The sequence below is a fragment of the Pseudoalteromonas sp. HL-AS2 genome (assembly GCF_031198805.1).
Lineage (GTDB): Bacteria > Pseudomonadota > Gammaproteobacteria > Enterobacterales > Alteromonadaceae > Pseudoalteromonas > Pseudoalteromonas nigrifaciens.
Genome location: NZ_CP133571.1, coordinates 853,810 through 878,969, shown reverse-complemented (window position 1 = coordinate 878,969; position 25,160 = coordinate 853,810). Strand labels below are relative to the sequence as shown.

25 protein-coding genes are annotated in these 25,160 nt (G+C 41.9%); 1 reads left to right on the top strand and 24 read right to left on the bottom strand.

Annotation, left to right across the window (positions count from 1 at the left end; all coding sequences use genetic code 11):
* Positions 1–38: 38 nt before the first annotated feature.
* From RB215_RS04145 to RB215_RS04030, 24 genes are all read right to left on the bottom strand, one after another.
* Positions 39–2,216, bottom strand: coding sequence for a chemotaxis protein CheA (locus RB215_RS04145; RefSeq protein WP_182683999.1), 2,178 nt, complete (start codon positions 2,214–2,216; stop codon positions 39–41).
* Between the two features lie 15 nt (positions 2,217–2,231).
* Positions 2,232–2,993, bottom strand: coding sequence for a protein phosphatase CheZ (locus RB215_RS04140; RefSeq protein ID WP_309216927.1), 762 nt, complete (start codon positions 2,991–2,993; stop codon positions 2,232–2,234).
* A gap of 15 nt (positions 2,994–3,008) precedes the next feature.
* Complete coding sequence (gene cheY, locus RB215_RS04135) at positions 3,009–3,392, bottom strand: chemotaxis response regulator CheY (RefSeq protein WP_011327503.1); 384 nt, start codon at positions 3,390–3,392, stop codon at positions 3,009–3,011.
* 40 nt (positions 3,393–3,432) lie between these two features.
* Complete coding sequence (locus RB215_RS04130) at positions 3,433–4,143, bottom strand: RNA polymerase sigma factor FliA (protein WP_011327502.1); 711 nt, start codon at positions 4,141–4,143, stop codon at positions 3,433–3,435.
* A gap of 26 nt (positions 4,144–4,169) precedes the next feature.
* On the bottom strand, positions 4,170–5,030 hold the full coding sequence (locus tag RB215_RS04125; RefSeq protein WP_011327501.1) for a MinD/ParA family protein: 861 nt from the start codon (positions 5,028–5,030) through the stop codon (positions 4,170–4,172).
* The gene (gene flhF, locus RB215_RS04120) at positions 5,023–6,513 is read right to left on the bottom strand and encodes a flagellar biosynthesis protein FlhF (protein ID WP_193038479.1); all 1,491 of its coding nucleotides are present in this window, start codon (positions 6,511–6,513) and stop codon (positions 5,023–5,025) included. Before flhF ends, RB215_RS04125 begins: the two co-directional genes overlap by 8 nt.
* Before the next feature lie 20 nt (positions 6,514–6,533).
* Positions 6,534–8,645 carry a flagellar biosynthesis protein FlhA gene (gene flhA / locus RB215_RS04115; RefSeq protein ID WP_089367879.1) on the bottom strand — a complete coding sequence of 704 codons (2,112 nt, stop codon included), beginning with the start codon at positions 8,643–8,645 and terminating at the stop codon, positions 6,534–6,536.
* A 72-nt stretch (positions 8,646–8,717) separates the two neighbouring features.
* Complete coding sequence (gene flhB / locus RB215_RS04110) at positions 8,718–9,848, bottom strand: flagellar biosynthesis protein FlhB (protein ID WP_309216926.1); 1,131 nt, start codon at positions 9,846–9,848, stop codon at positions 8,718–8,720.
* Positions 9,849–9,857: 9 nt separating this feature from the next.
* Complete coding sequence (fliR, locus tag RB215_RS04105; protein WP_011327497.1) at positions 9,858–10,637, bottom strand: flagellar biosynthetic protein FliR; 780 nt, start codon at positions 10,635–10,637, stop codon at positions 9,858–9,860.
* Between the two features lie 2 nt (positions 10,638–10,639).
* A complete protein-coding gene (gene fliQ, locus RB215_RS04100) occupies positions 10,640–10,909 on the bottom strand; it encodes a flagellar biosynthesis protein FliQ (protein ID WP_011327496.1) in 270 nt (89 codons plus the stop codon).
* 41 nt (positions 10,910–10,950) lie between these two features.
* Complete coding sequence (fliP, locus tag RB215_RS04095) at positions 10,951–11,691, bottom strand: flagellar type III secretion system pore protein FliP (RefSeq protein ID WP_011327495.1); 741 nt, start codon at positions 11,689–11,691, stop codon at positions 10,951–10,953.
* A gap of 4 nt (positions 11,692–11,695) precedes the next feature.
* A complete protein-coding gene (gene fliO, locus RB215_RS04090; protein ID WP_309216925.1) occupies positions 11,696–12,079 on the bottom strand; it encodes a flagellar biosynthetic protein FliO in 384 nt (127 codons plus the stop codon).
* On the bottom strand, positions 12,076–12,474 hold the full coding sequence (gene fliN, locus RB215_RS04085) for a flagellar motor switch protein FliN (protein ID WP_011327493.1): 399 nt from the start codon (positions 12,472–12,474) through the stop codon (positions 12,076–12,078). Before fliN ends, fliO begins: the two co-directional genes overlap by 4 nt.
* 20 nt (positions 12,475–12,494) lie before the next feature.
* Entirely contained in the window at positions 12,495–13,586 is a 1,092-nt protein-coding gene (gene fliM, locus RB215_RS04080) for a flagellar motor switch protein FliM (RefSeq protein ID WP_011327492.1), read from the bottom strand.
* A 9-nt stretch (positions 13,587–13,595) separates the two neighbouring features.
* Complete coding sequence (fliL, locus tag RB215_RS04075; RefSeq protein WP_089367876.1) at positions 13,596–14,126, bottom strand: flagellar basal body-associated protein FliL; 531 nt, start codon at positions 14,124–14,126, stop codon at positions 13,596–13,598.
* A gap of 57 nt (positions 14,127–14,183) precedes the next feature.
* Complete coding sequence (locus RB215_RS04070; protein ID WP_309216924.1) at positions 14,184–15,737, bottom strand: flagellar hook-length control protein FliK; 1,554 nt, start codon at positions 15,735–15,737, stop codon at positions 14,184–14,186.
* Positions 15,738–15,890: 153 nt separating this feature from the next.
* Positions 15,891–16,340 (bottom strand): flagellar export protein FliJ, encoded by a 450-nt coding sequence (gene fliJ, locus RB215_RS04065; RefSeq protein ID WP_041454359.1) that lies wholly within the window; start codon positions 16,338–16,340, stop codon positions 15,891–15,893.
* Positions 16,340–17,674 carry a flagellar protein export ATPase FliI gene (gene fliI, locus RB215_RS04060; RefSeq protein ID WP_011327488.1) on the bottom strand — a complete coding sequence of 445 codons (1,335 nt, stop codon included), beginning with the start codon at positions 17,672–17,674 and terminating at the stop codon, positions 16,340–16,342. The genes fliJ and fliI overlap by 1 nt, the downstream gene beginning before the upstream one ends.
* 18 nt (positions 17,675–17,692) lie before the next feature.
* Entirely contained in the window at positions 17,693–18,508 is an 816-nt protein-coding gene (gene fliH / locus RB215_RS04055) for a flagellar assembly protein FliH (protein ID WP_309216923.1), read from the bottom strand.
* Positions 18,509–18,511: 3 nt separating this feature from the next.
* On the bottom strand, positions 18,512–19,552 hold the full coding sequence (gene fliG, locus RB215_RS04050) for a flagellar motor switch protein FliG (RefSeq protein WP_011327486.1): 1,041 nt from the start codon (positions 19,550–19,552) through the stop codon (positions 18,512–18,514).
* Positions 19,545–21,260 (bottom strand): flagellar basal-body MS-ring/collar protein FliF, encoded by a 1,716-nt coding sequence (gene fliF, locus RB215_RS04045; RefSeq protein WP_182676773.1) that lies wholly within the window; start codon positions 21,258–21,260, stop codon positions 19,545–19,547. Before fliF ends, fliG begins: the two co-directional genes overlap by 8 nt.
* A gap of 20 nt (positions 21,261–21,280) precedes the next feature.
* The gene (gene fliE / locus RB215_RS04040) at positions 21,281–21,613 is read right to left on the bottom strand and encodes a flagellar hook-basal body complex protein FliE (protein ID WP_041454357.1); all 333 of its coding nucleotides are present in this window, start codon (positions 21,611–21,613) and stop codon (positions 21,281–21,283) included.
* A 160-nt stretch (positions 21,614–21,773) separates the two neighbouring features.
* On the bottom strand, positions 21,774–23,234 hold the full coding sequence (locus RB215_RS04035; protein ID WP_309216922.1) for a sigma-54 dependent transcriptional regulator: 1,461 nt from the start codon (positions 23,232–23,234) through the stop codon (positions 21,774–21,776).
* On the bottom strand, positions 23,231–24,343 hold the full coding sequence (locus RB215_RS04030; protein ID WP_192531795.1) for a PAS domain-containing sensor histidine kinase: 1,113 nt from the start codon (positions 24,341–24,343) through the stop codon (positions 23,231–23,233). Before RB215_RS04030 ends, RB215_RS04035 begins: the two co-directional genes overlap by 4 nt.
* Before the next feature lie 146 nt (positions 24,344–24,489).
* Here RB215_RS04030 and RB215_RS04025 point away from each other — a divergent pair, with 146 nt between their 5' ends.
* Positions 24,490–25,086: a DNA-3-methyladenine glycosylase I gene (locus RB215_RS04025; RefSeq protein WP_309216921.1), complete on the top strand. Its 597-nt coding sequence runs from the start codon at positions 24,490–24,492 to the stop codon at positions 25,084–25,086.
* Positions 25,087–25,160 lie beyond the last annotated feature (74 nt).

Below are 25,160 nucleotides of genomic sequence, written 5' to 3'. Positions count from 1 at the left end.
TTTTATTATGTAGACGTATAAAGTATACGTCTACTTTATTATTTACCTGCGTAGTGTTTTAACATACTCGGTACATCTAATATAAGTGCAATACCACCATCCGAAGTAATAGTGGCACCTGCCATTCCAGGCGTACCTTGTAATAAAGCGTCTAACGGCTTAATAACCACTTCTTCTTGACCAATTAACGAATCAACCACAAAGCCAACTTGTTGTGTACCTATTTGCACAATAACCACATGCCCTTGCGCTTTACGGCTTGTACGATCGGCACCTTTCACTAGCCAATGCTCTAAATAAAATAAAGGCACTGCTTTTTTACGAACAATAATAGTTAACTGACCATCAACCACATTCGTTTTAGTAAGGTCTAAGTTAAATATTTCACTTACCCCTGCTAATGGTAGTGCAAATGTTTGCTCACTCACTACCACCATTAAGGTAGGTAAAATAGCCAAAGTTAACGGTACTTTAATTTCAAGTATAGTGCCCACACCTAGTTCTGACTCTATGCTAACCGAGCCATTTAACTGGGTGATTTTAGTTTTAACCACATCCATGCCAACACCACGACCAGAAATATCAGATATTGCTTCTTTGGTAGAAAACCCTGGCGCAAATATCAGATTGTAAGCTTCGGTGTTAGACAAACGGCTTGCTTGCTCTTGATCAAGCACACCTTTTTTAATTGCTATTTGTTTTAGTTTTTCAGCATCCATACCTGCGCCATCATCTTTAATGGTAAGCAAAATATGATCCCCCTGCTGCGAAGCAGAAAGCGTAACGGTACCTGTTCTCGGTTTACCCGCAGCTTCACGATCATCTGGCATTTCTATACCATGATCAACCGAGTTACGTACTAAATGCACTAATGGATCGGCCAGTGCCTCAACTAGGTTTTTATCTAAATCGGTTTCTTCGCCAACCAGCAATAAATTAATATCTTTATTTAAGGTACGTGCTAAGTCGCGAACAACACGTGGAAAACGGCCAAATACTTTTTTGATTGGCTGCATTCGCGTTTTCATTACCGCGCCTTGCAAATCAGCTGTAACAACATCTAAGTTAGATATTGCTTTACTCATAGATTCACTTTCTGAACTGGTGGCTAAACTCACTAAACGATTACGTACTAATACAAGCTCGCCCACCATATTCATAATTTGATCAAGGCGTTTAGTATCAACCCTTACTGTTGTTTCAGCTTGTGCAGGCGGCGCTTTTTTAGCAACTGGCGCAGCGGTATTGGTATTAGCACTTGCTGCTACAACAGCCGCTTGTGGCTGCTTAACTTTATCAACTGCTACTGGTGAGGCTTTAACTACAGCTGCTTTAGGAGCCGTAACTTTATTTACAGGTGCAGGTGTTGCCGCGCTTTCTTTAGATTTTGGCGCCGCTCCCTTGCCATGTAGCTCATCTAGTAAAGCTTCAAACTCATCGTCACTTATTTCATCATCGTTAGTGCTAGCAGCCGGACTTTGAGCTGCTTGAGGTTTTGGAGTTTTATTTACCGCACCAAAACTTCCCACCCCGTGAAGCTCATCTAATAAGCTATCAAATTCATCGTCGGTAATATCGCCACTTAAGTCGCTGCTATTACTTAATGACTCTTTTATTGCAGGGCCTTTACCTTTGCCATGAAGTTCATCAAGTAAGTTTTCAAATTCATCTTCGCTAATTTCATCAATATGCGCATCGTTTGCTGTAGCGTTTGTTGCTGCACTGGGTGCATCAAACAACTCATCAAATGCAAAAGGGTCATCATCTAAATTAGCATCTTGCGTTATTACTGGCGCAATAGTGTCACCGCCAAGCTCTTCTTCTGTGGGGGGTAAACCTAATTTATGTAATATTTCGAGTAACTGAGGATCGGCAGGCTCTGGTTGCTCACGATTTTTAATCGTAGCAAACATTTCATTAATAGTATCAAGTGCTTGAAGTATAACATCCATTAGCTCAGAGTTAACTGTTCGCACTTTTTGGCGCAGTAAGTCAAACACGTTTTCTGCGCCATGGCAGGCATCTACCAGCTCTGACATCGCTAAAAAGCCCGCGCCACCTTTAACAGTGTGAAAGCCTCTAAAAATAGCGTTCAATAATTCAGTATCTTCTGGGTTATTTTCCAGTTCAACTAATTGTTCAGATAAAAGCTCAAGGATTTCTCCAGCTTCAACTAAAAAATCTTGTAATATATCTTCATCGACTTCAAAGCTCATGCAGTTACTCTCCTATTAGAAGCCCAAACTTGATAAAAGATCATCAACTTCGTCTTGATCAGATACAACATCATCACGCGATTCTTTATCAATAATAGGGCCTTCTGGGCCTGCTAATGCTTGTGCGGCAATCGAGTTTTCTGTTTTTTGTTGCTCTTGGTTATTGTTTTCATCTTGTGCTGCAAACGCAGTTAACAGATGAATTAAACTTTCTTCAACTTCGCGTACCAGCTCAATAACACGGCGAATTACTTGCCCGGTTAAATCCTGATAATCTTGAGCCATTAACACATTAGTCATTAATACTTGCAACTCATCGGTTTTAAGATGCGAGCTGTTCATAAATTTATCAATGCTATGACACAATGTTTTAAATTCACCAAGTTCAAGATCGCGGCTCATTAACCGATCCCAGGTTGGCTTGATATGCGAAATATCATCAGCTAATTGCTGGGCTAAAGGCAGGCTCGCTTCAACCGCATCCATGGTTTTGTTGGCGGCGTTTTCTGTCATTTCTATGACATAGTTAAGTCGCTTTTTAGCATCCGGAATTGCATCAGTGGTTAAATCTGTTATGCGGGTGTCAAGCTCAAAACCCTTTAAAGACTCGTGCAACTGGCGCGTTAATTTACCTACTTCTGCAAACAAATATGATTGTTCTTGAGAGGCAGTTTCTAAAATTAACTGATCAGCTTTATGTTGCTCACCGTTTTCTAAAAAAGTGACCAGCTGACGTGCTTGCTCTAAAGTAATCTGAGGCGCAGCAGGTGCTGACATAAGCCTCTCCCCTTATTAACCTAAGCGTTCGAACACTTTTTCTAATTTAGTTTTTAATGTACCCGCAGTAAATGGCTTAACAATATAACCATTAACACCTGCTTGGGCTGCTGCAATAATTTGCTCTTTTTTAGCTTCTGCAGTAACCATTAAAACCGGAAGATGCTTTAATTTGTCATCTGCGCGTATTGCTCTTAACAAGTCAATACCTTGCATGCCCGGCATATTCCAATCTGTTACTACAAAGTCAAATGATTGATTTTGCAACATAGGTAAAGCAGTTGAGCCATCATCTGCTTCTAAAACATTGGTAAACCCTAAATCACGCAATAGGTTTTTAATAATACGTCTCATCGTTGAAAAGTCATCAACAACAAGAATTTTTATGTTTTTATCCAAAACATCCTCCAGTGAGGCCTAAACCTGTATTTACTTACTTCTAATTTATCCAGTCATTGATTTTTGCTTTTAGCTTAATCATCGCCTGACCATGTATCTGACTTACACGCGACTCACTTACATCGAGTATCTGTCCAATTTCTTTTAAATTCATTTCATCGTTATAGTACAACGAAAGCACCATTGCATCTCGCTCTGGTAGGGATTTAATTGCACTTAATAAAGATTCATTAAACCTTTCATTTTTAACATTATTAAAGGGTTTGTCTAGTGCTAAATCGTGCCCAACAGGTGTTATAACATCCTCATCAATACCTAAATCTTCTATTCCTAAGATTTTACTGGAATTAACATCGGTTAAAATATGATGATATTGCTCTAGTGTAATTTCAAGCTTTTGGGCAACTTCACTGTCTGTAGGTTCACGATTCAGGCTGCTTTCTAATGCTGAAATAGCTTCTATAACCTGGCGGCTTTTACGATGTACTGAGCGAGGAGCCCAGTCTCCACGGCGCATTTCATCAAGCATAGCGCCCCGAATACGAATACCCGCAAAGGTTTCAAAACTAGCGCCTTTAGTGGCATCAAAGTTTTTTGACGCCTCTATTAATCCTATCATTCCTGATTGAATTAAATCATCGAGTTGTACACTAGGGGGTAAACGAGCAATTAAATGACATGCTACTTTTTTTACTAATGAAGCATGCTTTTCAACAATCATATTTAAATTTTGTGTTGATTCATATCCCATAGCTCTATTCACCAATGTAGTCATAGTTAGCCGTTAACGAGTTTCTCAATGAAAAATTCTAAATGACCCGAAGGCTGGTTCGGTATTGGCCACTTTGTTATTCTTGTTGCTAATGTTTTAAAGGCAAGTGCAGCAGGAGAACTAGGAAACAGTTCAACAATTACTTTTTGACGACGTGTTGCTTTGCGCATATTTTCATCATAAGGAACGGTTGCAACCAGCTCCATTGATATATCTAAAAATCGGTCTGTAACCTTTGATAGCTTTGCAAATAACTCTTGCCCTTCGCGTAATGAACGCACCATGTTGGCAACAATTTTAAATTTATACACGCCATGTTCGCGGCTTAATACTTTGATCAGTGCATAGGCATCGGTTATTGAAGTAGGCTCGTCACATACCACAACCAAAACATCTTGTGCAGCGCGAGAAAAACTCAGCACCATATCCGATATACCGGCAGCGGTATCAACAACTAATATATCAAAATCAGTATTGAGTTCGCTAAAAGCACGAATAAGCCCAGCATGTTCTGCAGGCGACAACTCAACCATACTTTGTGAACCCGAAGTCGCTGGTACTATTTTTATCCCAGCGGGGCCTTCTACTAGTATTTCATCAAGCTCACATTCGCCAGATAACACATGCGATAAATTACGCTCAACACGTAGTCCAAGCATTACATCACAATTGGCTAAACCCAAATCGGCATCAAGCACTAACACTCTATTGCCTTGCTGACCTAAAGCGATCGCAGTATTTAACGATACATTTGTTTTTCCAACGCCACCTTTACCGCCAGTGACGGCGATAACCTTAACGCCGTTATTATTATTTTTGCTCATTTTACGCAGGCCGCTTGCTTGATCTAATACTGTGTTAATCATACATCTCTACTGTGCTCGACGCCACTGATTGGTGTCGTGAATGTTGTACTTTTGTTCTCTTTAAATATAATTGCTCAGCTTTTTTCACTAGTTTTTCTGCATTTGCAACTCGAATATCTTCAGGTACTCGTTGACCATTAGTAAGATACCCTATTGGCAGGCGATTTTGAATCGCAATACTAATTATCTCGCCTAAACTTAATGATTCGTCGAGTTTAGTGAAAATACAACCGCTTAACTGTACTTTTTTAAAGTGTCTTACGGTTTCTTGTAACACATTTATTTGCGCAGTGGCACTTAATACTAAGTAATTACGAATATCCACACGCTGATTACGCATTAAGGTATTTAACTGCTCAGTTAAACGTAAATCACGTTGGCTCATACCTGCGGTATCTATAAGTACTAAGCGCTTGTTACGTAAATGATATAACACTTCAGCCAGTTCGTTCGCATCTTTAACTTGTTTAACCCCACAGCCAATAATACGGCCATATGTTGCAAGCTGCTCGTAAGCACCAATTCTGTAAGTATCGGTAGTAATTAGCGCTACTTTATCAGCACCATATTTTTGTGCACCTAATGCCGCGAGCTTAGCCACTGTAGTGGTTTTACCCACACCGGTTGGGCCAACTAATGCGTAAACACCACCTTGGCGCAAAATTTCGTTATTCGTGGTTTGCATCTGATCTTCAACCATAGTTAACAGCGCTTTCCAGCCCTGCTGACGCGGAACATCTTCAGGTACAAAACAAGCCATTTGCTCAGCAACTTCTTTATCGATTCCCATGCCTACTAAGCGGTCAATCATGCATGCGCGCGTTGGGTCACGGCGCGCCATATCTTGCTGCATTAAACCCGACACTTGGTGCTCTAATAACTGGCGAATTGCGTTCATTTCTTCACGCATTGTGCTCATTGCTTCACTTTCGGTATTTTTAGTCGTGTGTGTTTGCGCAACTGGCGTGTCTAATTCATCAAAATCACGGTCTAGGTCATCAAAACCTAAGCTGTCAGCTTGCGTTTGTGGGCGTGCTTGCGCAGCTTCTTCACGCGCAAACATATTTGTAGGGCGTTGTTTAGCGACCGGCTCTTGATAATGCTCTGAGGTATCTATACCTGATTGCGAAAACATTGAGGCCAGCTCTGCTGAACGTGGACGCGGCGACTGGCGCTCTAATAGTGCTTGTAAGCTGTCGGCTACCTTTGCTTGTGGCTCAGGTCTAGCACGCTGTGGCTCTGGCTTTACAAAGTTATGCATGCTTTGCGAGTGGGCAGAATGTGCCGTACGCTGCTGCAGCGGCGCACTTTGTTGTGGCGCGGCGGCTTTAGGGGCTGCTTTGTCATAATCAACCGCTGCGACAATTTCTACGCCGTTTGCGAGTTTTTTATTAGACATAATAACCGCATCAACACCTAGCTCATCTTTAACTTCTTTAAGTGCTGTGCGCATATCTTTAGCAAAAAAACGTTTAATCTTCATGGTTTAACCCCTTTAAAATCTTATTGTTGGCCTACTGAGCTAACAATCTTGATCTGCCTTTCGTCTGGTATCTCTTGATAAGACATCACTCGCAATCCTGGAATGGTGTACTTAACAAAACGAGATAACACAGTGCGTAACATTCCTGACGTTAACAGTATTGAAGGTTCACCGGCCATTTCTTGATTTTGATGCGCTTCGTTTAATGACACTTGAAGTCGCTCTGCAAGTCCTGGCTCTATTCCGGCACCTTCGTCGCCTGCATTTTGTAATGACTGATGCAACATCTGTTCCAACTCAGGCGCCAAGGTTATGACAGGGATTTCTGAAGACATGCCCACTGCATCTTGAACTATTAATCGACGCAGTGAAATACGTACCGCAGCGGTTAAAACATCTGGGTCTTGGCTACGTGGGCCATACTCTACAAGGGTTTGTACTATTGAGCGCATATCGCGAATAGCCACACCTTCGTTTAATAAATTTTGCAAAACTTTAACTATAGTAGTTAATGGCAATACATCAGGCACCAAGCCTTCTACTAACCTTGGGTGACTTTTTGCTAGCATATCTAATAGGTTTTGTACTTCTTCGTGGCCTAATAATAACGCCGCATTATTGGTGAGTAATTGGCTAATATGAGTGGCAACCACAGTCGCCGAATCAACCACGGTATAACCAAGCGATTGCGCTTCATCTTTTTGATCAGGCTTGATCCACACCGCATCTAAACCAAAAGCCGGATCTTTAGTTTCAATCCCTTTTATAGGACCAAATACTTGCCCCGGATTAATTGCCAATTCATCGCCGTGTTTTAGTTCGCCTTCGCCACTTGATACGCCCATTAAGGTAATTCGGTATGCATTTGGGTCTAGCTCTAAGTTGTCGCGTATATGTACCGGGGGCACTAAAAAGCCTAATTCTTGAGAGAGCTTTTTACGCACGCCTTTAATACGGTTTAGCAATTCACCACCTTGGGATTGATCAACCAATGGAATAAGTCGGTAACCTACCTCTAAACCAATTACATCAACTTGCTGCACATCGTCCCAGCCTAACTCTTTTTGTTCTTGCTTATTGGCAATGCCTGTACCTACTGCGCTGCCATTAGCGGTTTCCTCAGCAAGTGCTGCTGCCGCTTTTAATTTATTTTGTTGAGTGTAGTAAGCTAAATAACCTAATAGTGCGCCCAAGCTTAAAAACGCTACGTGCGGCATACCAGGTACTAAGCCCATAATGATTAAAATGCCTGAAGCAATAAATAACGACTTTTCGTTACCGAGTTGTTTCTTAAATTGATCGCCCATGTTGTGCGACTCATTTTGACGCGTTACAACAATAGCAGTACCAATAGAGAGTAATAATGAAGGGAGTTGCGCAACCAAGCCATCACCTATGGTGAGCAAGGTATAAATTTCCATGGCATTGCCAAAGCTTAAATCGTGTTGGATCATGCCAACAAATAAGCCACCAACAATATTAATAATTAATATAACAATACCGGCAATAGCATCGCCTTTAACAAATTTACTGGCACCATCCATAGAACCATAAAAGTCGGCTTCGCGGGTAACTTCTTCGCGGCGCTCTCGGGCTTGCTCGGCGCTAATAAAGCCCGCATTCATGTCAGCATCAATTGCCATTTGTTTACCCGGCATAGCGTCAAGGGTAAAACGCGCCGACACTTCAGAAATACGCCCAGCACCTTTAGTAATTACCACAAAGTTTATGATGATCAAGATTAAAAACACCACTAAACCTACCGCATAGTTACCACCAATAACCACAGAGCCAAAGGCTTCAATTACTTTACCGGCAGAGTCACCACCATTGTGGCCCTCAAGTAATACTACTCGGGTGCTGGCAACGTTAAGTGCCAAACGCATAATAGTGGCGATTAGTAACACAGCAGGAAACATACCAAATTCAAGTGGTTTCATGGTGTATACAGTTACCAGTAACACCACCAAAGCAAGGGCAATATTAAAAGAAAATAATATATCAAGCAGGAACGGAGGAAGAGGTAAAATGACCATACCCAGCGCAGCAAGTACCATTAATGGTGTACCTACGCCTTTGGCATACTCTTTTTTATCTTTGTTAAGTTGTTGTAATACCGCTTTAAATCCCATAACCCTACAATTTCAAAAAATTGACACTACTGTGAAATTGCAATAACTATTCCAAGTTATAGGTTATTTAAATTAATACTGATAATCGTCAGGAATAGGCAGTTTTTTATTAAGTTTGGTGGGGCGTTTTCCGCGCCCTTTATTAAAGCGCTTAAGCTGAAACACATAAGCTAATACTTGCGCAACTGCGGTAAATAATTGATCTGGAATTTGCTCCCCCACTTCTGCAGTATGATAAAGTGCTCGAGTAAGCGACGGCGATTCTAAAATAGGCACTTCATTACCAATCGCTATTTTACGAATTTGCATTGCCATTTCATCAATTCCTTTGGCAACTACTATAGGTGCTCCGGCGCGTTCGGTGTCGTACTTTAAAGCCACTGAGTAATGGGTAGGGTTAGTTACAATAACATCGGCATCGGGCACATCTTGCATCATACGTTTTTGCGACATTTGCCGCTGGGTTTGCCTTATGCGCGCTTTTATTTGTGGGTCACCCTCTGAGTTTTTATACTCGTCTTTTACTTCTTGAAGGGTCATTTTAAGTTGTTTATTGTGGTTATAGCTTTGAAATGGCGCATCAATCGCAGCAATAATAATTAAGGTACAAGACAAGCCTAAAAACATCCAAGCCAATATTTCTAAGGCATGAATAATATTACCTGGGGCGCTTTCTACACTTAAGTGCAGTATTTCATCAAAAAAGGTATTAATTAAAAACACTGCAAAACTGGCAACTAAACCAAACTTTAACAGCGACTTTAACAGCTCCACCCCAGCTTGTGGGCCAAACATACGTTTAAAGCCTTTAGCAGGCGACATTTTACTGGCTTTAGGCGCAGCAGCTTGCCAACTAAAATTAAAGCCACCTAACATGGTGTTACCAATAAAAGCAGCTAATACAATAATTAATACAAACATTGCCATAGGAAACATCAGCGCATCGGCCACTTCGCCCCATACAGCAAACATTTTGGTGGTGTCGTAGGTTTCGTTACGGTTTAGGCTAAGCATTCTACCCATTACGTTATACAAACCTTTACCAATTTCGGGGCCGTACATGAGCAACGAAATAGCCGAAAAAATAAGCACAAACATAGTACCCAACTCTTTGGATCGCGCTATTTGGCCTTTCTTTTTGGCATCCTCTATTTTTTTGGATGTGGGTTCTTCGGTTTTTTCTTGTCCAGAATCTTCAGACACAATAACCTCCTAAGGCGAGCAGCCCACTAATGAGCACATTAACTCGACCATTTTTAGCCACTGAAACTCAAACTGCGATACAAAGTTACCTAAGGTCGCCCAAATAATGATAAGCCCAGCAACTAACGTAAACGGAAAACCAATAGAAAAAATATTTAGCTGTGGCGCGGCGCGGGTCATAATGCCAAACGACATATTAATTACCAGCATAGCGGTAAGCGGAGCCAGTGATAGCACCAGCGCTGTAGTAAACATCCAGCCGCCCCAAGTTACTATGTCCCAGTAATGATCCACCGACCACCAATTACCATCAATTGGCAGCACTTCAAAGCTGTGTACCACCATTTGAATCATCATTAAGTGACCATTAAATACAAAAAATAATAAGGTCGCTAAAATAAGGTAAAACTGCCCTACTGCAGGCACACTTAAACCATTGGAGGGGTCAACTACAGAGGCAAAACCAAGACCCGTTTGCATAGCCAATATTTGCCCAGCTAACACAAAGGTATTTAACAATAAGGTAGATGCAAAGCCAATCGCAATGCCTATTAGCATTTGCTGAATAACCACTAAAATCATTTCAAACGAAAACAAATTAGTAAAGGTAGCAGGCGGCAGCATAGGCACAGCAACAAAAGTAACAACAATTGCTAAGCCCATTTTTATACGTGTGGGTACGTTTTTAGCGCCAAGGCCAGCCATTACCATAATCATTGAACTAATACGCACTAATGGCAGTAAAAAGTCACTCAACCATTGAATAACGACAGCAAACGGTAATTCCATACTTAGCCTGCAATTTCAGGAATAAGTAATACTAGGCGGGTAAAAAAGTCCATTAACTCTTGGGTAAACCAGTGGCCGCCAACAATAAGCGCACTTATAGTAATAAGTAAGCGTGGTAAAAAACTCAAAGTTTGCTCGTTAATTGAAGTTGCAGCCTGAAACACGGCAACCACTAAACCCACAATTAAGCCCGGCACTACAATAGCAGAAACCAATTTAATTACTAAAAACAGCGCGCTACTTAAAATATCAACAAATACTTCTGGTTCCACGGCGTACTCCTAGTGCGTAATTAGCTTAGTGTTAAGTAAGGTCATGTGCCTAAACCAAAGCTTTTTGCCAAGGTTCCCATCACTAAGCTCCAGCCATCAACCAACACAAACAGCATTATTTTAAACGGCAAAGACACTATCATTGGCGATAACATCATCATACCCATGGCCATTAATACCGACGCCACCACTAAATCCACGATTAAAAAAGGAATAAAAAACATAAAACCAATAATAAAAGCAGTTTGCAGCTCACTGGTTACAAACGCCGGAATAAGTACAATTAAAGGAGTGGCTTCTGGTGAGTCTAGCTGATCGTACCCTGCTATTTTGGCAAAGGTTTCTAAATCTTTAATACGCACTTGCGACAGCATAAAGGCTTTCATTGGCTCTTTTGCCAGCTCCAATGCTTCCATTGAAGTGACTTGCTCGCTTAGGTAGGGCTCTATAGCGCGTTCGTTCACTTGCTGATAAATAGGCGCCATAATAAAAATACTTAAAAATAACGACATGCCTAGCAATACTTGATTTGAGGGGGTTTGTTGTAAACCTATGGCTTGGCGCAAAATAGCCAGCACTACAATTATACGGGTAAACGAGGTCATCATGATTATAGCCGCTGGAATAAAGCTCAGCGCGGTCATAATCGCCAATACTTGCAGCGTTACCGAGTAGTCTTGGGTGCCATCTGCATTTGTGGTAATGGTTAGTGCGTCTATTCCTTCTGCACTTACATTTGGTACAAACAGCATGACAAAAATAAGAAGCAGCCATTTAGTCATAATTTTAATTCTTTTTATTTTGATTTGCTTGTGGGTTTAAAAGCTTACTAAAGCGTTTTGCTAATTCTGGTAGCTCTTTTTCACTCAAAGGTGTATCTAATTTATGTAAATAGTTAATGCTGTGCGGGGTAACCCCTAATAAATGTTGTGCGTTATCTATTTCTACCACCATTAAACGCTCACGCGAGCCCAGTGGTAAACTACGCACTACTTTAAACTCATCACTATTTGCTAAATTTGGATTAAACTTTTTCACAAAAAATGCCAGTACTATAATTAGCACCAGCACCATAACAAGCGATAACACCATAGAGAGAATATCGCCTGTGGGTGTTACCTGCTCTGCTTTTGTAAATACCGAGCTGGTTAAAGCAGCAACCATACTCATCGTAATTTTTTGATCCGTTCTACTTGGCTAATTACGTCGGTTAAACGAATACCAAACTTATCGTTTACTACCACCACTTCGCCATGGGCTATTAAAGTACCATTAACCAGTACATCTAACGGCTCACCTGCAACACGGTCAAGCTCTACCACCGAGCCTTGGTTTAATTGTAATAAGTTACGAATATTAATTTTAGAGCGCCCTACTTCCATAGAAATAGTCACAGGTATATCTAAAATTGTATCGAGCTTGCGTTTTTCATCGCCACTGATCTCGTGTTTTGCATCGCTTAATTCATCGAGTTCAGTTACTTTTGCTTGGCCACTGTCATCAGTGCCCTCAGCTTCGGCTAAAGCTGCTGCCCATTCATCCATAGTGTCTTGATCATCGCTCATACATTTAACCTTTTAATCAATTACCAGTCTAAGTCTACACCGTCAGAGAGGTGTAAATCATCTTCTAGTTCTGCTAATTCTGCATCTGAATCAATTTTCTTGCCGCCTTTGGTAAATACATGCAGCTCAGATTTAACTGAATCAGGTCGTTTAATTTTTTCACTAATTTGCAGCGCAACACTATCGCGTGAGCGGCCCATTTTAGCTCTAAATGTCGGTAACTCTTCAACAAATACAGTTATATGCTCAGGCATTTCTACCGGAATAATATCACCCGCTTTAAGTTCCATTATTTGTTTTAGCGTTAAATCCACTTCCAATAACTGAGTAGATAACTCAACCTCTACATCCATTATTTCATCGCGTAGTGCCTTACTCCAACGTAAATCGGTGTCTTCGGTATCCGATTGCACACCCGCGTCAAGCAGCTCTCTAATTGGCTCCAGCATAGAATAAGGTAGAGCAATATGAAAGTCCCCTCCGCCGCCATCCAATTCAATATGAAAAGAGCTAATAACCACCACTTCGGTTGGGCTTACAATGTTAGCCATAGCAGGGTTTACTTCAGAATCTAGGTATTCAAACGATACATCCATTACCGGTGCCCATGCTTCTTTATAATCTTCAAAGATTATTTTTAGTAGCATTTGCACAATGCGTCGCTCTGTAGGGGTAAATTCTCGCCCTTCAATTTTTGCATGGTAGCGGCCATCACCACCAAAAAAGTTATCAACCAAAATAAACACTAAGCGTGCTTCCATGGTAATAAGGCCGGTGCCTTTTAAGGGTCTAAAACGCACCATATTTAAACTAGTTGGCACAAACAAAGTATGCACATACTCGCCAAACTTAATCATTTGTACGCCATTTATAGACACCTCAGCGGTGCGGCGCATCATGTTAAATAGGCTAATTCGCATATGACGAGCAAAGCGTTCGTTAACAATTTCCAGCGTCGGCATTCGCCCACGTACGATCCGATCTTGCGAAGAAAAGTCATACTGAAGCGTATTGCCTTCACCGTCTTCACCTTCGGGTATATCTTCCTCGTCAACGTCATCAACACCATGCAATAACGCATCAATTTCGTCTTGGGATAATAAATCGCTCACGCTAGCCCCTTATTGCATCACAAAGCCGGTAAATAATACCCGCTCAATTACTTTACTGCCTTCAACGTCCATTAAGCTAGCTTGTACTTTTTCTAGTGCTGCAAAGCGTAAGTTTTCTTTACCTACACTGGTGCTTAGTTCGTCAGCCGTGGTCATAGAAAATATACTTAATAATGTACTTTCTATTAGTGGAATATGCTTTTTAGCGGTTTCTTCGTTTGCTTCGCCGCGCACTAATAATTCCACTTTAATTTGCACAATTCTATCGCGACTAGAGCCCGGTATGTTAAATACAAAAGGTCTTGGCATTGCAACATAAAGTGCGCTGCCTATTTTGGCCGATGAACCTGTAGAAGAGCTTGCTTGCTGTGCTGTAGCGGCTTCATCATTTAACGTTTCCGCTGGCGTGTCTGAGCCCGAAAGCAAAAAATAACCAACAACAGCTGCAACAATAACAAGCAATACAGCTGCAATAATTACTATGATTTTCTTTTTGCTGTTACCTGTTTCTTCTATTTCTAAATTAGTCTCTTCAGCCATGATATTTCCTTTATTAGCAAAGGTACTTGCTTGTTTTAGCTATTATAATAGCAGTACTTAGGCATAGTAATCTATTGATGATGACGTTTGTTGTCGAGAACTTGGCATTTGTGTATTAATTTGCTCATCGTTTTCATCAGTAGTCAATTCATTATTAGCTAAACGACGACTATCGTTGTCATCATTTTGCTCTGCTCCTTGCCCTCCAGGCTCACCATAAGAAATAGTACTTTCGCCTAAATCTATGCCTTGTTGGGCAAGCATTTCGCGTAAGCGCGGAAGCGATTGTTCAAGCGCTTCTTTAGCTTGCTGGTTTTGTACTACAAAGTTTATTTGTGCTTGCTCTGCATCGCTTCTGATGCGAATTTGCATACTGCCCATTTCTGGTGGGTCGAGACGAATTTCTGCTACTTTATTATTTATGCTAAGCATAGAGCTCACTCGCTCTTGCAACATTTTTGCCGCGTCACTTTTTATAATATTAAGCGCTTGCATAACGCCTGGGTCCAAGCTTGCTTGTTTAACTTGCGCTGTGCTTTGTAATTGCCCAGCCTGCAACGCTTGCATATCAATTATAGTTTGCTCATACCCTACACTATCGTATAGGCCTAAACCATTTACCGTACTGGTAATTTGCGTCAATAATTGTGCTGCTCGGGGTGATAACTGTTCAGTGTTATTTTTTTGCAATGACTCTAACGATTTAGTGAGTTCTTTATCGCTAAGTGCGTTTAATGCTTTTTTATCAATCGATGCGCTTAAATCTGCAATTGTTTGCTTAATACTTGCTAGTTGCTCACCTTGGGGCTGCTCATTTTTAATATAGCTATTTAACTGGCTCAGTAGCGCTTGTTTTTCTGGTGTGGTCAAAGCATTTATTTGAGAATTTAAGGCCTGTTTAGCCGTGTCTGCCGCGCTTGCTTTATCACTTTCAACAACATATTGAGTAAGCATTTGCTTTAACGTTGCTAGGTTGTCGTTGCCATTGGGTTTGCTACTTGCCTGCAGCTGCGTAGTTAATTGCTCATGCTGCTCGGGTGTTAGTTTAGCAAGTAACGGATCTGCTTTAATTGCCTCGCTATCTTTGCTTAGCAAGTTCATTACTGCGGCATCTACAGATTGTTTTTGCGCTGTTGCATCGCCTTTATTATTTGCAGTGGCCATACTTTGAGATAAGGGCATTAGCTTTTCGTTTGCCGCCTCAGCGCTTGCTGCAACATCGCTAAGCACACCTTTTTGCGGTGCAATTACAATAGGGGCAAGCTGATCATCAGGCTTCCCTTTTAATTGCTTAGCGTCTTCATCTAAAGCCTCGGCTTTAGCATCAGCGTTCTTTTTAACTGAGGTGTCTATAGTGTGCGCAGCATTTATTTGCGCCAACATACTATCGCCCGAAACAGCATCGTCTTGTGTTTCAGGCTGCTCAGCCTTAGCATTGCTAGCGCCTGCTTTAGCTTTGCTGTTATTATTGTAAGCCGCTTTATTGGCATCTTCTAACTGATTAAAAAAACCAGTATCAGAGTCATCATTACGTCTTGAGTTACTCGTTTGTTTTTTAGAGTAAGCGTCTTGCTCAGATACCGCTAACATTGAAATATCATTAATCGTCATAAATCACCTAATATAAAGCGGCAACAAACCACCCAATAATGCCTAAAATTATAGTTCACTTAACAACAAAGCAATTAACGTGCCTTTGTTTATAAGGTACAAGCTTTTGTTAAAGCGGTTAAAGTACTCGCTACTTACTAAAGTCGATTGTTACTAAAGTCGATTGTTGTGTCGTTGAAAAAATTGATTAGCCGAAAATTCATCCAACATTTTTTGCTCATTTTTTGCCACTAGCACATCGGCCTTTAACTGTTGTTTTTCGATGAGTTTAGCGACTGCTTTAGCCTTAATTTGCTGCTTTAACCACAGGGTTTTACGCTGGCTAACCACTTGTTTTGCAGTGTTAACGGTATTGGCTTGTTGGCGAATTGCTTCTTCTATTTTAGCAATAAATGCATGAAACTGACTAAACCCAGCACTTGATAAGCCCGACTGCCCTTTAATGTGTAATTGCTGGGTGTATTCCAATCTAAAGTTATTTAAACCTTGGAGTTTTTGCTGGTTTGCCTGCAAATTTTGATTCGCCTGCAAATAGCTCATCCGCAGCGTTTCTTCTTTATCGTTTTCAATTTTTAGTAATAAATGCAGTTTGTTTTTAGCCATTATGCTTGCCCTAATAACTGCGCTAGCCCTTGCAGGCCGTCGTCGTAACTAATTACATCGCGCATGCCTTGCTGTAAAAAGGCATTTACTCTTGGCATCATATTTATGGCTTGATCAAGCATTTGATCTGTCCCTTTTTGATACGCACCTAAGGTGATCATGTCTTTATTTTGCTGGTACATAGAATATACCTGCTTAAGCACTCGCGCTTGTTGCATGTGCGTCTCAGATACCACTTGTGGCATCACTCGCGAAATCGATTTTTCTATATCAATTGCCGGGTAATGACCGCTGTCGGCCAGCTCCCGCGAAAGTACAATATGGCCGTCGAGTATGGCGCGCGCCGCATCGGCAATGGGGTCTTGCATATCATCGCCTTCACTTAGTACGGTAAAAAAGGCAGTAATAGAGCCTTGCCCTTCTCCGCCGTTACCGGCACGTTCCACCAGCGCTGGCAGTTTTGCAAACACCGAAGGCGGGTAGCCTTTAGTCGCCGGTGGCTCGCCTACTGCAAGTGCTATTTCACGCTGCGCCATGGCATAGCGCGTTACCGAATCGAGCAATAACAAAACGTTTAATCCCTGATCGCGAAAGTACTCTGCAATAGTCACCGCACTTTCGCAGCCTTTTAAACGCATTAATGGTGAAGAATCTGCCGGTGCTGCTACAACCACTGAGCGTTTACGCCCCTCAACACCAAGTATTTCTTCAATAAATTCTTTTACTTCACGGCCACGTTCACCCACCAGTCCCACCACAATAACATCGGCTTCACTACCACGAGTCATCATACCAAGCAGTACCGACTTACCTACACCCGAGCCTGCAAACAAGCCCATTCGCTGGCCTTGTCCTACTGTTATTACTGAATTTATAGCACGCACACCTACATCCATAGGCTGGCTTATGGGTCGTCTTGAAAGAGGGTTTATCGGTTTTTGGGCAAACTTAAGATAGTGCTCAGCATTAATTTTACCTAAACCATCAAGAGGACGACCTAAGCCATCAACTACGCGGCCCAGCAAACTCATGCCTACAGGTAAACCAGTGTCGTTAAGTTGGGGGATCACCCGAGCACCAGGGAGCACCCCCGATATATGATCGTTTGGCATTAAATATAAAGTTTGGTCGTTAAAACCAACTATTTCGGCATCAACAAAGCCGTTCATGGTTTCTATTTTACATTGGCTACCTACAGGCGCACGTAAGCCTTTGGCCTCAAGGGTAAGGCCAACTACTCGCGTTAAAATACCCGCTACAGCAAGTGTTGGCGGTTTAATATGCTGTTTGTATTGAGATAAGCGTTCGCTTAATGAAACATCTAAAGCAGACATAACAGACCAATAAAATAGTTAGATACTACTGCTATGCAAAAAACTATCCAATGTTTCTTTGACACGCGTTTTAAGTGTCATATCAAGCGATGATTGCGCCGTTTTAACTTCGCAGCCGCCTCGCTCTAACGTTGGCTCTGCAATCAACTGCCAGTTATTATCTGTCACTGTTTGCTCGCCATAACTTTGCTTTATTAGCTCTAAATCTTCGGGGTGTAGATGAATGCGTACTTTTTCTTGCTCGGTATTAAGCGCATCAATACTGTGTTTAAGGGTGTGTAAAATAACATCAGGAGAGGTTTTTACTTCTTGATAAATAATAGCCTCTGCAAGCATAACGGCTAATTGCACTAATTGCTTTTCAGCTTGCTCATCTACTTTACTTAGCGGCGCGGTTAACCCCTCTAAAACACTACGTAGGCCAGTTAACTGCTCTTCTATTAGTGGTTTTACATCTTCTTGGCCTTGGGTTTTTCCCAGCTCTAGGCCTTCTTTGTAGCCAGCTTCTTTACCTTCGGTAACGCCTTTATCAAAACCGTCTATGTAACCTTGCTCGTGCCCTTGTTTTACACCTTCTTCAAACGCATCTTGTCTAATGCGCTCAAGTTCGGCCATAGTAAGCGCAGGTAACTCAGGTTCTTGCGGCTCTTCAATTAGCGACTCTTCAGCCATTTCTTTTCGATACAACTCAGCAAGCGGTGTACCAAAGGCAGTAGAGCGATTACCAAAGCTTTTTTCATCGGGTGCTACATCAGGAACATCCCAGTGCTTTAATAGTTCATCGGCTTCATCGGCGTGCAGTGGACGCCCTTTGTGCATTGACGATTTAGTCATGGTTTATAAAAACTCCTCGCCGCCGCCGCCGCCAAGCTGTATTTCGCCCGAGTCAGACAATCGACGCGCCGTAGAGAGTATTTCTTTTTGCGCTGCTTCTACTTCACTAATACGCACCGGTGCCATTGCCTCTAAGTCATCGGCAAGCATTTCGGCAGCACGTTTAGACATATTACCGAGTATTTTTTCTTTAAGCGCATCGTCTGTGCCTTTAATCGCTTTCATTAGTACGTCTTGTTGTACTTCGCGTAAAATTGCTTGAATACCACGGTCGTCTACGTCCATTAAGTTTTCAAACACAAACATAAGATCTTGAATTTGTTGCGACATTTCTTCGTCATGCTCACGAATAGAGTCCATTAACTGCCCTTCTACGTTGGTATCTAGGTAGTTCATAATATCGGCAGCCGCTTTTAAGCCGCCCATTTTCGCAGCTTGCGCACCCGCTTGGCCAGCAAACTGTTTTTCCATAATTTCGTTAAGCTCTTGCAAGGCAGCTGGCTGCACTTCTTCAAGGTTAGCAATACGCATGGTTAAATCCAGGCGCACTTTATCAGGAAACTGCGCCAGTATTTCGGCAGATTGCTCAGGCTCTAAATAAGATAATACAATGGTTTGAATTTGCGGATGCTCATTACGAATAATGTTAGCTACTTGCTTCGAGTCCATCCACTTTAACGAATCTAGCCCTTTAGCGCCCGATCCCATTACTATTTGGTCAATTAAGCTGGCGGCTTTATCTTCACCTAATGCAGCGGTAAGTGCTTTTTTAATAAAGTCTTCTGATTGAAAACCAATTGTACTAAAGCTTTGAATTTGCTCTATAAATAAATTATGTACTGCGCTTATTTTAGCTTGCGATAGATCCTGCAAACCGGCCATCGCCATACCCACTTTTTGTACCTGTTTGGGCTCTAAGTGTTTGAGTATTTGCGCTGCATCTTCTTCAGATAAACTTAATAGCAGTATGGCCGCTTTATCTACGCCATCTAGCTTATCAACATCGAAAGCTGCTGGGAGTTGTTTTTGGTTTTGATCAGTCATCTTCGGTTAACCACGCTTTCACTACTTGTGATGATAGTTCTGGTTCATTAGCTACAAGGGCACGTACGGCTTTAAGTAAGTCTTCGTCACCATGTAAATCGGGTAGCTGCAGTGTACCATCGCTTGAGAAGCCAACTGAAGCAGAATCAAAGTCTTTATTTAGCATATCTAAGCTATTATCGCCAATATCAACCCCTGAGCTAAGTGCATCTTCATCGTACTCATCAAGCGTGCTGTCTGGGTAAATTAAGCGTTTTAGCATAGGTTTAACTACAGCCATAATCAACACAATAATAACCAATGCAGCCAGTACTAAGCGTACTATTTTCATAAACCAGTCTTGTTCCCATAAAGGTACTTCAAAACTCATATCTACGGCTTCTCGTACAAAGGGAACTGTTACTACTTCTAGGGCATCGCCGCGCTGTATATCAAAGCCAACACCACCTTGTAATAAACGTCGAATATTTGACAGTGCCTCAACCGAGCGCGGGGTCATGGTGGTTTCACCGTTTTCGCCCACTGTTGGCAAATAATCAACCGCTACCGATACACTAATTCTGCGAATCGTGCCGCTTTGTTGGCGCTTATGCGAAATAGTAGTATCGAGCTCATAGTTACGCGTGGCTTCTTTATGCGTACGACTCGGTGAAGTAGCACTTCCTGCGCCGCCTTGGCCTGCTACTTCTGGAATATCTGAATTTACCGGAGGCTGATTACTTAACGCGCCAGGAATACCCACAGCTAAGCCGCCTATGTTGTTTTCCTCAAACGTGGTTTCGCTTCTTACCGCTGGTAGGTCTGGGTTATAACGTTTTTGCGTTTCTTCTAATGAGCTAAAGTCCATACTCAAATCAACTTGCGCAGTGTAATTACTCAAACCAACAATAGGGATTAAAATGCTATCAATTTTTTCTAGGTATTCTTGCTCGCGCTTACGCTCTAGGTCGTACTCTTTACGAGAACGCGCAGAAAGTGAGCTTTGTGAGCCCGAATTTAATAAACGGCCATTTTGATCGGTAACCGTTACACGTGCAGGCTCTAATCCTTGCACTGCTGAGGCTATCATATCCACCACAGAGTCTACTTCTTCGCTGTTAAGCGAGCGTCCGCGTTTAAGCGTAAGTACGACCGTTGCTGATGGTTTTTTCTCTCTGCGGGCAAATACGTTTTCTTTTGGAATAGCTAACAGCACCTTGGCGCGAGTGATGTTATTTAGCTCTTCTATAGTGCGGGCAAGTTGTTGCTCTCGGCCATGCTTTAGGCGCTCGCGCTCTAAGCGCTGGCTTACACCAAAGCCCATGTCTTGCATTATTATGTCTGAACCAGAAGTAGGACCTTGATCCAAGCCTTCGCGAGTCATTAGTAATTTTATATTTTGGTATTCGCTTTCATCAACCGACACTACATTGCCATCTAGTTGATAATCTATTTTTTGCGCATCTAAAAAATCAAGCGTTTGAATTAGCTCTTCGGTGGGCATTTTACCTAATGGGCGCATATCTGGCTGACGTGCCCAAATAATCACAAAAATGGCAATTGCCAAACAAATCGCCAGTGCAATAATAAGGGTAACTTGACGCAATACATCAACACCGCTTAACGCACTTAAATAGCCCGACTTTTGTTCTTGTTGATCGTCACTATCGCTTTGCTCAATACCGCCACTAGCAAGTGCAAGATCTGTAGATTGATTAGATTGCGCCACAATTATTCTCCACTACCTGATTAAACAGGCATATTCATGATTTCTTTGTAAGCTTCAACAAGTTTATTACGCACTTGTACGGTCGCTTCAAATGCAACAGAAGACTTTTGCGAAGCAATCATTGCCTCAGCAAGCGATACGCTTCTGTCGCCCATTTCAACCGCTTTTACTTTTTGACCTGTGTCTTGCTGTAACTCATGCACAGTATTGAGCGCATTGCTAAGCATATCGCCAAATTGTGCTGATGACGTAGACTGAACTTGCGTAGGCAATTTATTAATTTGATTATTACGGCCCGCTTCTAAGGCCATTGATTGCATTTCTTGAAATACAGCGCTATTTTGAATTTTCATTATTTGTCTCTAACAATGCAGTTAACTCTTAAGGTTAATAAAGCACAAAACGTGCCACATAAATAAAGCTTTAAATACATGGTGTTACAGTTGGTTTTTACTTAGTCAGAGTTTTGACAGCCCTAAATTCAAGGTGTTGAATTTAGGGCTTTTTTGAAGGTTATGCAGGAAGTGAAATACCTAAGTCGCGCATTTGCGCTAGTTTATAACGTAAAGTTCGCGGGCTAATACCCAAAGTTTCAGCTACGTCTTTACGCTTGCCTTGGCAACGCGCAAGTGTTTCTAAAATAATTCGATGCTCTTTATCTTTAAGCTCATCTTTATAACTGCCTGTATCTTGAGCGAGTAAATCTGATTTTTGCTCATTCGGTGTTTGATCATCAAGCTTTTCATCACCCGACTTTTCGTCATTAATAACGGCTGTTGTTTTACTATCGTAATAGGCACTAGTTAACGCACTTTCACTAATTGCTGGCTCTACTACAAAGTTACTTGGGGCTAAATTTTCAATAAAAATAGCTTGCTCACTTATGCTGTTGCCACTGCGCAGTATAAGCGCACGCTGAATTACGTTATCAAGCTCACGCACATTACCTGGCCATGTATGGCTAAGGAGCTTTTGCTCAGCTTGCTTATCTAAAATAGCCAGCGGCTGCTTAGCTTTTATTAAATGGCGTTCAATTAAATGCTTTGCCAACACAATAATATCGCCAGGGCGCTCGCATAATGGCCGCCACATAAGCGGAAAAACGTTAAGGCGATAATATAAATCTTCCCTAAACTGATTATTTGCAACCGCTTGTTTTAAATCGCGATTACTGGTTGCGAGTATGCGTACATCCAGCGTAATGGTTTTACGACTCCCTAAGCGTTCAACTTCGCGCTCTTGTAATACACGCAGTAGTTTAACTTGTAAGCCTAAATCCATTTCGGTAATTTCATCAAGTAAAATTGTACCGCCCTGTGCTTGCTCAAACTTACCTGGGCATGCCTGAATCGCGCCAGTAAACGCGCCTTTTTCGTAGCCAAATAATGTTGCTTCTAGCATGTTTTCAGGAATAGCTGCACAGTTAATAGCCACAAAAGGCTTTGCTGCACGCGCTGATTTATCATGAATAAACCGCGCTAATACTTCTTTACCCGAGCCACTTGGTCCCAGCACCATAACACTGGCGTCTGATTTAGCTACCCTGCTTGCAAGCTCCAACAATTGAATACTCGTTGGATCGGCAACAATAGGGCCGTCGGTTTCTTTGGGTTTTTCGGGCAAATAGCGGCTCACCATATTTAATAGCACCTCGGGTGCAAATGGTTTGGCCATATAATCAATCGCGCCTAAGCGCATCGCCTCTACCGCATCGTCAATAGTTGCGTAGGCGGTCATCATTAATACCGGTAAATCGGGGTAATTTAATTTAATACTGCGCAGTAAATCTAGGCCGCTCATAGCGCCCATTTGCACATCGCTCACCACTAACGAAAAGGATTCTTTTTTAAGTAGTAACATTGCTTGCTCAGCACTGTCGGCAGCAACGCATTCAATACCTGACATTTCTAGGGTATCTATTAATGCTTCGCGAAGCCCTGCGTCGTCCTCTACAACTAAAATAGTATTACTCATAACGATTCCTCTAATTTAGATGCTGCGCTAATTGGCAATAACAGATTAAAACAAGCGCCGCCATGTACATTATTAGTCACCTCAATACGCCCTTGGTGCGCATTAGCAACAGAGCTAACAACCGCCAACCCTAAGCCTGTGCCTTGGCTGCTAGTGGTAAAAAATGGTTCAAACAGTTTATCTACCTGCTGTAGGTCAACACCTGGGCCATTATCACTCACGCTAATGCGTACAAAATCTGGGGTTTGCAAATCGCGCATTGCACTTACTTGCACTTGTGCCCCAGAGCCTATAATTTGAATACTGTTATGAATCAGGTTTTGAATCGCACTGGCAAGCGCGGTTTTATTCCCTAAAATCGCAATGTCGGGCTCAGGTAAGCTTACATCAAGCTCACTGTTATTAAGCGTTACCATGGCATCTGCACCGGTTTTTACTTCGCTTAATAATTGCTGCATAGACACCTGCTCAACCACATGCTGATCGCCACTTTTGGCAAATAGCAGCATGTCGTTTACTTGGTTTTCTAAATCTTTTAAGCGCGACATTAATTTAGTTTGAAAGTTATCGCGCGACGCTTCGGGTAAGCGTTTTGAACCTAAATTAGCAGCATAAAGCATAGCCGCCGACAGCGGCGTACGTACTTGGTGCGCCAAAGATGCCACCATTTTACCCAGCGCACTTAAACGCTGCATATGTGCAACCCGCTTTTGTAAGCGGCGGGTTTCACTCAAGTCTGTCATTAAAATAAGTTGCCCAGGCTCTGGGGCAAGTGCGGTAATATCAAGTTTTATTAAGCGCCCGTCTTTTAAAGACACTTCGTGGCCATCATCTTGCTGAGGCCGAAAAGAGCGCTGAATAACACTAAACCACTTTTCGCCTTCTAGCGGCTCGCCAAGCATATCAATCGCAATTTGATTCGCTTTCGCTATCATGCCTTTACCATCAAGCACTATTACTCCTGCGGGCATAGTATCTACTAAATGCGAAAGCCAACTAGCCTGTTTACGCAGATCACTTAACTCCCCTATATACTCCTCTTGAAGTAAACATGGGTTATACTGATTTGCAGAAATAAACTGTGGTTTTAACACACTAGCAAGTGCCATAATCAAATCTCTAATTGATGCAGATACAGGGTTAAATGCACAATTTATACCACCTTTTATTACCATGTATATCATTGAGTTACACAGTAAAAATACGCGACATTAAAATGACGCGCAAATAAAAGCACCGCAACTAAGGAACTATAATGACCAAGCAATCTCGCTGCTCATGGCTCGACACCAGCAAACCCGACTACGTTGCATACCACGATAACGAATGGGGAGTGCCTGTGTATGACGATAAAAAACTGTTTGAATTTTTAACGCTGGAGTCGGCGCAAGCAGGATTGAGTTGGTACACTATTTTAAAAAAGCGTAATGGTTATAAAAATGCTTTTGCCGACTTTGATGTACACAAAGTAGCAGCATTTACCGAGCAAGATATTGAGCGACTAATGCTTGATGCGGGTATTGTGCGCAATCGCTTAAAAATTGCTTCTACTGTAAATAACGCCAAATGCTTTATTAAAATTCAGCAAGAATTTGGCAGTTTTAGTAACTATCAATGGCAGTTTGTTGGCAATAAGCCGCAAGTAAGTAATTTAAATTCTGCTGATGACACACCAGCAATTACTCCTACCTCAAGCGCATTTGCTAAAGATTTAAAAAAGCGTGGTTTTAAGTTTTTAGGGCCAACAACCGTATACGCCCATATGCAAGCCTGCGGTATGGTTAACGATCACAGTAATAACTGTTTTAGAAAAGAAGAAGTTAAAAAGCTAGGGGCTAGGCAAACAGTCTGATTTCAGGCTTTTAATCAAGCCTCTGTAATTAGTGCGCGCGTCAGCAAGCTTAACGCCTACAGCAAAAGCTAAAC

What these genes read in the sequence shown, in the direction of transcription:
- RB215_RS04145 (WP_182683999.1), bottom strand. Translation starts at nt 2,216, where the DNA reads ATGAGCTTTGAAGTCGATGAAGATATATTACAAGATTTTTTAGTTGAA.
- RB215_RS04140 (WP_309216927.1), bottom strand. Translation starts at nt 2,993, where the DNA reads ATGTCAGCACCTGCTGCGCCTCAGATTACTTTAGAGCAAGCACGTCAG.
- RB215_RS04130 (WP_011327502.1), bottom strand. Translation starts at nt 4,143, where the DNA reads ATGGGATATGAATCAACACAAAATTTAAATATGATTGTTGAAAAGCAT.
- RB215_RS04125 (WP_011327501.1), bottom strand. Translation starts at nt 5,030, where the DNA reads ATGATTAACACAGTATTAGATCAAGCAAGCGGCCTGCGTAAAATGAGC.
- flhF (WP_193038479.1), bottom strand. Translation starts at nt 6,513, where the DNA reads ATGAAGATTAAACGTTTTTTTGCTAAAGATATGCGCACAGCACTTAAA.
- flhA (WP_089367879.1), bottom strand. Translation starts at nt 8,645, where the DNA reads ATGGGATTTAAAGCGGTATTACAACAACTTAACAAAGATAAAAAAGAG.
- fliR (WP_011327497.1), bottom strand. Translation starts at nt 10,637, where the DNA reads ATGGAATTACCGTTTGCTGTCGTTATTCAATGGTTGAGTGACTTTTTA.
- fliP (WP_011327495.1), bottom strand. Translation starts at nt 11,691, where the DNA reads ATGACTAAATGGCTGCTTCTTATTTTTGTCATGCTGTTTGTACCAAAT.
- fliO (WP_309216925.1), bottom strand. Translation starts at nt 12,079, where the DNA reads ATGAGTATGGTTGCTGCTTTAACCAGCTCGGTATTTACAAAAGCAGAG.
- fliN (WP_011327493.1), bottom strand. Translation starts at nt 12,474, where the DNA reads ATGAGCGATGATCAAGACACTATGGATGAATGGGCAGCAGCTTTAGCC.
- fliL (WP_089367876.1), bottom strand. Translation starts at nt 14,126, where the DNA reads ATGGCTGAAGAGACTAATTTAGAAATAGAAGAAACAGGTAACAGCAAA.
- RB215_RS04070 (WP_309216924.1), bottom strand. Translation starts at nt 15,737, where the DNA reads ATGACGATTAATGATATTTCAATGTTAGCGGTATCTGAGCAAGACGCT.
- fliJ (WP_041454359.1), bottom strand. Translation starts at nt 16,340, where the DNA reads ATGGCTAAAAACAAACTGCATTTATTACTAAAAATTGAAAACGATAAA.
- fliI (WP_011327488.1), bottom strand. Translation starts at nt 17,674, where the DNA reads ATGTCTGCTTTAGATGTTTCATTAAGCGAACGCTTATCTCAATACAAA.
- fliH (WP_309216923.1), bottom strand. Translation starts at nt 18,508, where the DNA reads ATGACTAAATCGTCAATGCACAAAGGGCGTCCACTGCACGCCGATGAA.
- fliG (WP_011327486.1), bottom strand. Translation starts at nt 19,552, where the DNA reads ATGACTGATCAAAACCAAAAACAACTCCCAGCAGCTTTCGATGTTGAT.
- fliE (WP_041454357.1), bottom strand. Translation starts at nt 21,613, where the DNA reads ATGAAAATTCAAAATAGCGCTGTATTTCAAGAAATGCAATCAATGGCC.
- RB215_RS04035 (WP_309216922.1), bottom strand. Translation starts at nt 23,234, where the DNA reads ATGAGTAATACTATTTTAGTTGTAGAGGACGACGCAGGGCTTCGCGAA.
- RB215_RS04030 (WP_192531795.1), bottom strand. Translation starts at nt 24,343, where the DNA reads ATGGCACTTGCTAGTGTGTTAAAACCACAGTTTATTTCTGCAAATCAG.
- RB215_RS04025 (WP_309216921.1), top strand. Translation starts at nt 24,490, where the DNA reads ATGACCAAGCAATCTCGCTGCTCATGGCTCGACACCAGCAAACCCGAC.